Origin of the sequence: Mesorhizobium sp. M0045 (genome assembly GCF_040323385.1) — a bacterium.
In the GTDB taxonomy this organism is placed as follows: domain Bacteria; phylum Pseudomonadota; class Alphaproteobacteria; order Rhizobiales; family Rhizobiaceae; genus Mesorhizobium.
On the sequence record NZ_JAMYUY010000047.1, the window covers coordinates 1 to 8,875 of the forward strand.

General features: G+C 58.5%; 5 protein-coding genes and 3 pseudogenes. 3 read left to right on the top strand and 5 right to left on the bottom strand.

Annotated elements, in window-relative coordinates; genetic code table 11:
• Positions 1-199: 199 nt before the first annotated feature.
• Positions 200-310: pseudogene (locus NKJ72_RS30445) on the top strand (P-type conjugative transfer protein TrbJ); the annotation flags it as partial.
• Positions 311-516: 206 nt separating this feature from the next.
• On the opposite strand, the gene NKJ72_RS30450 reads toward NKJ72_RS30445, so the two are convergent.
• From NKJ72_RS30450 to NKJ72_RS30470, 5 genes are all read right to left on the bottom strand, one after another.
• A complete protein-coding gene (locus tag NKJ72_RS30450) occupies positions 517-2,502 on the bottom strand; it encodes a S9 family peptidase (protein ID WP_352480728.1) in 1,986 nt (661 codons plus the stop codon).
• Positions 2,503-3,447: 945 nt separating this feature from the next.
• Positions 3,448-4,701, bottom strand: a complete 1,254-nt coding sequence (locus NKJ72_RS30455; RefSeq protein ID WP_352480729.1) for a D-amino acid dehydrogenase — start codon at positions 4,699-4,701, stop codon at positions 3,448-3,450.
• 129 nt (positions 4,702-4,830) lie between these two features.
• Complete coding sequence (locus tag NKJ72_RS30460; RefSeq protein ID WP_352480730.1) at positions 4,831-6,030, bottom strand: glycine C-acetyltransferase; 1,200 nt, start codon at positions 6,028-6,030, stop codon at positions 4,831-4,833.
• A 463-nt stretch (positions 6,031-6,493) separates the two neighbouring features.
• The gene (locus NKJ72_RS30465) at positions 6,494-7,444 is read right to left on the bottom strand and encodes an aminotransferase class IV (protein WP_352480733.1); all 951 of its coding nucleotides are present in this window, start codon (positions 7,442-7,444) and stop codon (positions 6,494-6,496) included.
• A gap of 208 nt (positions 7,445-7,652) precedes the next feature.
• Positions 7,653-8,207: an Lrp/AsnC family transcriptional regulator gene (locus tag NKJ72_RS30470; protein ID WP_352480731.1), complete on the bottom strand. Its 555-nt coding sequence runs from the start codon at positions 8,205-8,207 to the stop codon at positions 7,653-7,655.
• Positions 8,208-8,386: 179 nt separating this feature from the next.
• Between NKJ72_RS30470 and NKJ72_RS31105 the strand changes: the two are divergent.
• Positions 8,387-8,560, top strand: a pseudogene (locus tag NKJ72_RS31105) (transposase); the annotation flags it as partial.
• Positions 8,561-8,783: 223 nt separating this feature from the next.
• Positions 8,784-8,875, top strand: a pseudogene (locus tag NKJ72_RS30480) (ATP-binding protein); the annotation flags it as partial.

The window sequence follows — 8,875 nt, forward strand, 5'->3', positions numbered from 1 at the left end:
TGTTTTTTTAAATTCCCCACCGGCTCACCCCCCGCCGGTGTCACCCCCCGGGGGGGTCCCCCTCCCCGGCCCCCCAACCCCCCCCCCCGGCGGTCTCCCCCCCGCGGGGGGGGGGGCGCGCGAACCCAACGAAACCGCAAACCAATGAAGGGGTCAGTTCCTCAATTCGGCGAGGGGGTCAATTCCTCGATTCGCTTGACACACGGCGCAGCTACCGAACCACATATGGGGTCAGGTCGAATGCGACCTCAACCGGCTGCGCGGCCTTGCCGCGCAGGGGCTGGGAATTGCCTTCTCCATGAACCGTTCCCGACGCCGTTTCAGTTGCCAAAACGCTTCGGCAGCGCCCACCAGGTGATGTTGTGGACCGAAGAATGAGGCCCGGAAGACCCCCAGCGCAACCGCTCAACCCCATTGCGTCATCTTCCTGGGGATATCGCATCGGAAGGCAATCCGTGAAGCAGTTTCTTGGGCGGAGCCCTCAAACCTCTACCTGAGCCAAATCGTCCACACCGCTCAGCAACCCTCCGGAACCCTTACGTCCGTTGGCGGCTCGGCACCCAATAGGTGCTGAACAAAGTAATCCCACTTACGCTTGGTCACGTACCCATCGGTCGCGGTGGTCGAATGGTTCAAGTCTGGAAGGATCAGCATATCAAAGTTTCGATTTGCTTTCGCAAGGGCGCCCGCCATCAGTATCGTGTGCAGCGGATGACAGTCGTCGTCCGCATCGCCGGCCACAAGCAGGAGGCGCCCCTCAATCCGAGCCGCAAGGGGATAATTTAACTGCGCTTGGTAAGACTCGGGGAATTCAGAAGAAAGCCCAAACCAGCGGTCGTGATTCAAAAAGTACGCGTAGTTGTCGCTTGTTTGGGCGGACGCGACGCCCACTTTGAAGACGTCAGGACGTTGGGCCATCAGTCTCACCGTATAGTAACCGCCCCAACTGTGCCCGTATATCCCGACCCGTTCCGGATCGAGAAAATCGTATTTCGCGGCGAGTTGCTCGACGGCGGCGGCATGATCCGCCGCGACAACATCCGCTGAGCCAAAGTTCGGCCCCCAAGTTGCGTCCCGTGCGGCACGGTCGAGTAGCGGTGTTCCGCGGGCGTCGAGCACGAAAACCGCAAAACCGAGCTGCGCCAGAGCCATGGCGCCGTTTGCGCCTTCGCCCGGGAACCGGATAGGCGCATTATACCTTTGCGGTCCGCCGTAAATCGAATCGATGATTGGGAGCTTGCCGCATCCCTTCTTCCCCGGCGGCAGGTACAGCGTGCCGTGTAGAACCGTTCCGCCATCGGCAGCCGTGACGCGGAAACGCTCCGGCGCAACCCAACCGCGGTCCACTATAGGTTTGGGGTCGGTTCGCCAAAGCTCCGATACGAGGGCCCCTGTGCTCTCCCTGAGGACAACCGAAGGAGCCTGCGACAATGTCGAGTAGACGTCGACGAAAGCGTCGAGCCCAAGCGAGAGATGGATTTCGTGATCGGCGTCTTCAGGCGTCAATAGAATGGGCTGACCACCGTCGAGAGAAACACGATAGAAGTGCCGCAGGTAGGGATCACGTCCTGACTCGCGACCCGCGGCGGAGAAGAACACTGCACGTTCGCGCGCCTCGACTGCTGTTAGATCGACGACTGACCAGGCTCCCGCGGTCAACTGTCGAACGAGCTTTCCAGACGCCACGTCGTACAGATATAGATGAGGCCTACCGTCCCGTTCCGAAAGCAAGACGAATTGTTCGTCGTCGCCTACAGGCGCGAATATTTTGGCGGTATCTTGGCGGAAAAGCCGCCGCGGCTTGTCGCTGCGGTCAACCAGAACTGTGTAAGAATCACCAGTCTGAGGGTCCACCCGGTAAACCGTTAGGGTTCTGAAGTCTCGCGACTCCACTCCGACGAACAGATGGCGGCCGTCGTCCGTCCAGACTATCGCGCCATCTGCTGGAGCGCCGTGGGGCAGGAGCACCGGAGGGATTTGCAGCTCGCGCATTGTGCGCGTCCGGCGATCTACAACGACCAAGCTGGCGGTCGGCACATAAGTGTCGCCTGGAAGGGCATAGCGAAACGAATGTACTTCCGGTATCCGACGCCCCAAGTCGTCCGGTGCCGACCCGACGACGTATGGAAGAGATCGGAGCCCCCGCTGGTCGACGCGGACCGTGACGAAGTAGCGCGAGTCGGGCGACCACAAGCCGACAACGGGCGGAACCTGGCTTTCTCGCGATCGTGTCAGCGGGTCGGATCCCCTACCCGCAATCACGCCGTAGGCGATGTCGTAGGTGCCATCGTGCGTCAGGCGATAACGGGAGCCTGAACCCGTCTCGAGCATCGTCAAGTCATATCCATCTTGCAAGATTCGCACGGCTCCGTCTGGCGACGTGGCTGGATCCGCTTCCGAATCGGCTTTGAGCTCCCGAGATTCGACGGATTCTCCGGGCTCAATCCTTTTGCCATCATTCACGCTGAACACGCCCAAGATCTCCGTGCCAGATTCCGCCATAAGCCGATCCGATCCCAGCCAACGAAAATTGGGGAATGCATCCGGGATCACAGACCGCACTGGAGAAGCGAGCCGGACGGCTCGCTTGTAGCGCGCCGACAGATCGGCGGACGTAGCCGGCTCAGGCGGTCGGACTCTATCGTTCATTATTTCCCTCCGTTGCATCTGGCTGTAGCGCCGGCGATGATGGCCGCCAGATCGGGCGGCGATATTTTGTAGTTGGTAGCACCTTGGGGGGGGCGAGTTTGCACCAAAATGCAGCATTTACTGAAATGCGAGCCGCACAAAGCGGCGAGGTTTGAAACGTCTCAGCTTCCGCGGGGCAGACGCGTGAGCTCATCTTCGATCGCCCAGAAATGGGTCCTGAAGGAGACCTTTTCCAAGAGCTTTCGTTCTTCGGCGCCAATCCGCCCAAACTTCGAACCGCAACTCGGGCACAATCAGGGCAGTCATGGGCATTCGTCTGCATCAGGTGGGCATGCGCGCCGGACGAGATGCTTGGGCCCGCTCGCGCCATAGAGAGCCCGCGCCCCAGAAATGGGTTTCTCGCTGTGCATGGCATTTTGGTCCTGCGTTTTCGGCGCCGTCGGACTCGGGATCGAGCCCGCACGAAAGCCCATTAGAAAGCAAGGCGTAGTTCGCACTGGCGGCATTTAGCACGTACCACGCACCCATCACCGGCACGACCGCGCTCGGCAATCGCTTAGGTGTCCTAGTCAACGGCCGCACACAAGCCTGTTCGGCCTCACCCCGATTGAGTTTTGCAACCCGATCCAGAACAGTCCAGATGAGAACAGTGTCCAGTTATGAACGAGGGCTGATTGGGGGCAACGTCACGTCTTATTGCGGGTGAAGGTGTGCGGCTACCGCGCAATCTTCAATTCATCTACACGCATAAGCGTCGTCTCTGCATAGGAGATACTCATCGCACTCCCTCCTTTGCAGTCAGGCAGCTTTGCGTGCGTCGGCCGGCAGGTCATCAGAAATGATTTCCGCAAGCATCTCGGCAGTTGCAGCCGACAAGGTCCAACCTAGATGACCATGGCCCGTATTGTAGAATATACCGCGTGCCCGGCCTTTGCCGACCCGCGGCATCATGTTGGGCATCATCGGCCTCAACCCGGCCCACGGCACTACGTGGTTGGTATTTATTCTCGGAAAATGCATTCGCGTCCAGTCCACCAAAGGCTTAACGCGATCGTCCCGAATGTCACGGTTCGGACCGTTGAATTCAGCGGTTCCGGCGACCCGCAATCTAGACAAACCCAATCGGCTCGTCACGATCTTGGCTCGATCATCAAGCAGGCTGACCCACGGTGCGGCTTCTTGTGACGCGAACTCATCGAGCTCGACTGTGATGGAGTAACCCTTAACCGGATAAATGTTGAGCCGATCGCCCAAACTCGCGGCCAAGTCGCGGCTGCTACAGCCCGCACAGATGACGATGGCGTCTGCGCATATATCACGGCGCTCCGAATTTCGGACTTCAGCACCAGTTGCATAGGAAATTCGAAAACTTTGTTGACGTTCGATGCGCCTCACATCGGCATCGTAGCAGAAGCGGGCGCCGCGCCTCTCGCATGCCCGCGCCAGACCGCTGGTGTATTTGTGAATGTCGCCGGTCGAATCCGACGGCGTGTAGAACCCGCCATATGGAGTACTACAGAGAGTGGGTTCGATCGATTTGATCTCTTCCACAGTAACGGGCCGTCGGTCCAATCCACCTTGGACTAGCAACTCGTTTACCGATCGCGCATGATCGAAATCGGCCTTGTCCCAATATAGGTGAAGAATGCCGCGACGAACATGATCGAAATCGATTTCTTCCCGCTCGGCGATTTCAAACATATGCTTCCGCGCCATGATCGCGAGCTTGGTCGTATTTATGGTGTTTTCGCGATAACCAGCGATGTTCGCCACGAATTCCGCCAGCCAGCTGTACTTGTGCCAACTGGGCGCTGGATTCATAAGAAGTGGAGCGTCGCGCTTAACCATCCACTTGATCCCCTTTAGAATCGTCGACCAGCGGTTCCAAACTTCAGCATTGCTTGCCGAGAGCTGTCCGCCATTGGCAAATGACGTTTCCATCGCGGCATACCGCTGACGATCTAATACAGTGACATCATAACCACGCTCCAAAAGAGCATACGCAGTCGATACACCGGTGATCCCGGCGCCGATAACAACAATCCTGGGCATTTTGCTCTCCAGACAGATAAACCAGTGCAGGTTCTTTGGGGCGATCACCTAGACTAACGAGGCGGGCGGGCCCTACTCGTTTCGGCTAGGCATCAGGTGCCACTCGCGAACATTTACGAAAGGGTTACTTCATGTTGGACATCGGATGACTCCCAATTCCCTGCCAATCTCCGTGAATGCCTCGACGATACGGTCGACATCCGTACTCGAATGTGCGGCAGACATCTGCGTGCGGATGCGCGCCTGACCCTTCGGCACTACGGGGAAGCAGAAACCGATCACATAAATGCCGCGCTGGAGCATCCTCTCGGCCATCTGCTGCGCGAGGCCTGCGTCGCCCAATATTAAAGGAATTATCGGATGGTCCGCGCCAGCCAGCGTGAAGCCCGCCTTCGACATCTTCGAGCGGAAGCGGTCGGCATTGTCAGAGAGCTTTTGGCGCAGCGCATCGCCTTGTTCGATCAGATCGAACACCTTCAGCGACGCCCCTGCGATTGCGGGCATCAGCGTATTGGAGAAGAGATACGGCCGCGAGCGCTGGCGAAGCCAGTCGATGACCTCGCGTCTGCCTGCCGTGTAGCCGCCCGAGGCGCCGCCGAGCGCCTTGCCCAGTGTGCCGGTGATGATGTCCACCCTGCCCTCGACGCCGCAATGCTCCGCCGTGCCGCGCCCATGCTTGCCAACGAAGCCGACCGCGTGGCTATCGTCGACCATGACCATCGCGCCGTATTTCTCGGCCAGATCGCAAACGCCGCCAAGATTGGCGATGATGCCGTCCATGGAAAACACACCATCGGTTGCGATCAGTTTGAAGCGGCTGCCCTCGGCCTTCTTAAGTTCCTCTCCCAGCGCTTCCATGTCATTGTTGGCGTAGCGGAAGCGCTTGGCCTTCGAAAGCCGTACGCCGTCAATGATCGAGGCGTGGTTCAGCGCATCGGAAATAATGGCGTCTTCCTCGCCGAGCAGCGTCTCGAACAAACCGGCATTGGCGTCAAAACAGGATGAATAGAGGATCGCATCTTCCATATTGAGGAATGAGGAGATGCGCGCCTCGAGTTGGTTGTGCTCTTCCTGAGTGCCGCAGATGAAGCGGACCGACGCCATGCCGTATCCATAGCGGTCGAGCGCAGCCTTAGCCGCCTTCCGCAGATCTTCATTGTCGGCGAGACCGAGATAGTTGTTGGCGCAGAAATTCAGGACCTTGCTGCCATCCGCGAGTTCGATCTCCGACGACTGCGTCGAGGCGATGACGCGCTCGGATTTGTAGAGCCCTGCCGACTTCAAGCCAGTCAGTTCCGCTGACAAATAGGCAATATAAGCGTTTTTCATCGGCAACTTCGCAAGAATGGCGTCGAGTACGCCCTACACAAGTACATGACCAGTGAAGACTGGACGCTCAGAGCGGTAACGGCTATCGATTCGCTCAACCGCACGCCACGAGGCCATAGGTCACGTAGCCAGCTGCGAGCGCGTCATATTGGGATTGTGACATCGAGCAAGCCGGCATCACCATTTCGCGGACGGGTCGGTCGCCTCGTTGAGATAGGCGTCCTCGGCGCGCGGCGCGACTCGGCGGCGCACTGAGTTGCCGCACTGTCGCGGATCGCGCCCGTCTTACGACTCCTGGGCTCGCAGCGGCAGGAGATGTCTGCGTGTATCGGCCAGTCCACCAAATCCAGAGCGACGCCCCGCCGAAGCGCGCCTGCTCGTTTTTCGGCAGCCTGCGTGACGACAGCTCAGTCATCATCGTCACGAAACCGCTGGGCAAGTTGCTGTCGCATGGTTCGTTTTCTCATCGCGGGTAGATGACAGCAGTCGACCATTTCGGATCATCGTGCTTGTGCCAGTAGAGATCCATAAGCCGGCGAGTGACGGCCCCGACCTGCCCATTAGCGATCGCAGCGGCGTCGATACGAGTCACGGGCATAATGCCGCCGGCAGTCGAGGTGATGAACACCTCGTCAGCCCCTTTGATCTCAGCACGACTAATCTCAGCAGCCGCGGTCGACAGCCCAATCTCGGCGCAGAGATCGAACACAGTCCGGCGCGTGATGCCCGGCAACACCCCAAAAGCGGGTGTCCGCAAGGATCCGTCCTTGACAACGAACACATTGAAGCCGGGCCCCTCCGCAATATGTCCGTTCGTATCCACGATTAGCGCTGTCTCCGCTCCCATGTCGTAGGCGTCGAAAAGGCCCTTCACGAGATCGAGCCAATGATAGTTCTTGATGGCGGGATCGACCGATTTAGGCGGGATGCGAACAGTCTCGCTAATCGCGACGTGCAAGCCTCTTTCCAACTGCTCCTTGTTGGCGACCGATCCAAAGGGGATCGCAAACGCGATGAAGCGGTTCTCCGCTTGGCGGGGATCGCGGCTGAATGTCGGCGACGAACCGCGCGTGCAGATCATCTCCACGTACGCCGATCTGTGGCCCGACAAAGCGACACAATTTCTCAGGATCGACTCTATTTTCTCGCGATCATAGGGCAGCTTCATTCGCAGCCGTTCCACGCCCCCAAAAAAGCGATCAAGATGCAAATCCAACCGGAAGAACCTGCCATTCCAGACGTGCACCGTGTCATACGTGGCGTCGGAGTGCAGGAAACCCCAATCGAGCACGGAGATTTTGGCCTCGGACATCGGCAGGTATTGCCCATCCATGAAAGCGACCCCGTCCGGGTAGCGCCGTTGGTCACGGTAATGCTCATCGACAGTTGAAAGAACAGGCAAGATCTGTGTCATCGGGGTTGCCATTCTTTTTCCTTACATCGGGACGGTTACTTTGACTGCGTCGAAGGGTCGGGCAACTCACACCGTCCTCACGCAGGATCGACTGCGCCCTCTACATCGCACAGTTGCTTAGGCGAAAAAGCTCAATCTGATGCTGGACGCGCAATGGCGGTTTCAAAACGCGGCCCAGAGTGATGACTTCAGCGCAGCCCGCCCAACTCTACACTGTTACCCGCGGCTCGAATTTGACACGATCAAGCGAAATCATGCTCTGGAATTTTCGGACGTTAGGGTTGGTATAGAGCTTTGTCTTGACGAAGACGTCAAAGGCCTCGACGTCCTCAACGGCCACGATCAGCACAAAATCGGCGTCGCCCGTAATCATGTAGCACTGGGTAACCTCTTTGGCCGCGCGCATCGCGCGCTTGAAATCGTCGACGAGGTCAAGACGCTCACGGTCCAACTCAACCGTCACAACAACAGTGAGCGATTTGCCGACAGCTTTCGGATCCACCAGCGAGATGTCCGCAACGATCACTCCGTCAGAACGCAGCTTGTTCACTCGACGCATGCATGAGGCTGCCGAAGAACCGACAAGCTCCGCGAGTTCGGCAAAGGAGAGCCGGTTGTTCTTCTGCAGCGCCGTAAGAATCCTTCGGTCTAGGTCGTCCACCGTGGAAACCGCTATTTTGACATTAAATAATCGTTTAAGAATGTTAACATTCGCATGAATTTTCACAAGGTTTGTTGCAATTCGTCCCGGCAATTGAAACAAGCAAGGCACTCCTACGCTGGCGGATGATTGATTCATCCGAGGCCGACGACCTGCGCCCTAAACGCCAGCAGCTACTCTCTTTCCTTCTGCGCCATAGCCGGATCCGTGAGACCGGCTGTTATAGAACGTTGGCGCATAGGCGTTGGCTTGCCCGCCAGAGCTTCGAGCATACTGCGCAGCATCGAAAGCTGCGCAAGTTCCGCGCTGGTATCGAGGCCAGCATCTCCTGCCTGAAGCGCGCGTATGGCTTGGCCCGCTGCACCTGGAGCGGGCTCAACCACTTCAAGGCTTACGTCTGGTCCTCGGTGGTCGCGTACAATCTCGCCCTCTTCACCCGCCTCAGACCCGGCTGACGCCACTGATCGGGCCGTGCTCAGTGTCGCCGGCGAGTGCCGGCCGATACAGCCCTATGCTTGCATCACCGCAGCAAGCACTCTCGGTCGCGATCTGCACGCCCTCGTCCCACCACGCGCCGCAAAGCAGCATGGGTTGAGCGGCCAAACGACCATCAATCAGCCGGAAAAACAGACGTTTAAGGACGGGCACTAGTCTAGACCGAGGACAGCCCCGAGACGAAGACACGGTATCCACGACGCCGCCTGCGCGATCTGTGTGGAGGCCGGCTATACAGGCGCGGGCACGGTTGAATTCCTGCTGTCAGAGAACGG

Bases quoted from the DNA above. Each gene is read 5' to 3' on its own strand.
- NKJ72_RS30450 (WP_352480728.1), bottom strand. From the start codon at position 2,502: ATGGCGGAATCTGGCACGGAGATCTTGGGCGTGTTCAGCGTGAATGAT.
- NKJ72_RS30455 (WP_352480729.1), bottom strand. From the start codon at position 4,701: ATGCCCAGGATTGTTGTTATCGGCGCCGGGATCACCGGTGTATCGACT.
- NKJ72_RS30460 (WP_352480730.1), bottom strand. From the start codon at position 6,030: ATGAAAAACGCTTATATTGCCTATTTGTCAGCGGAACTGACTGGCTTG.
- NKJ72_RS30465 (WP_352480733.1), bottom strand. From the start codon at position 7,444: ATGACACAGATCTTGCCTGTTCTTTCAACTGTCGATGAGCATTACCGT.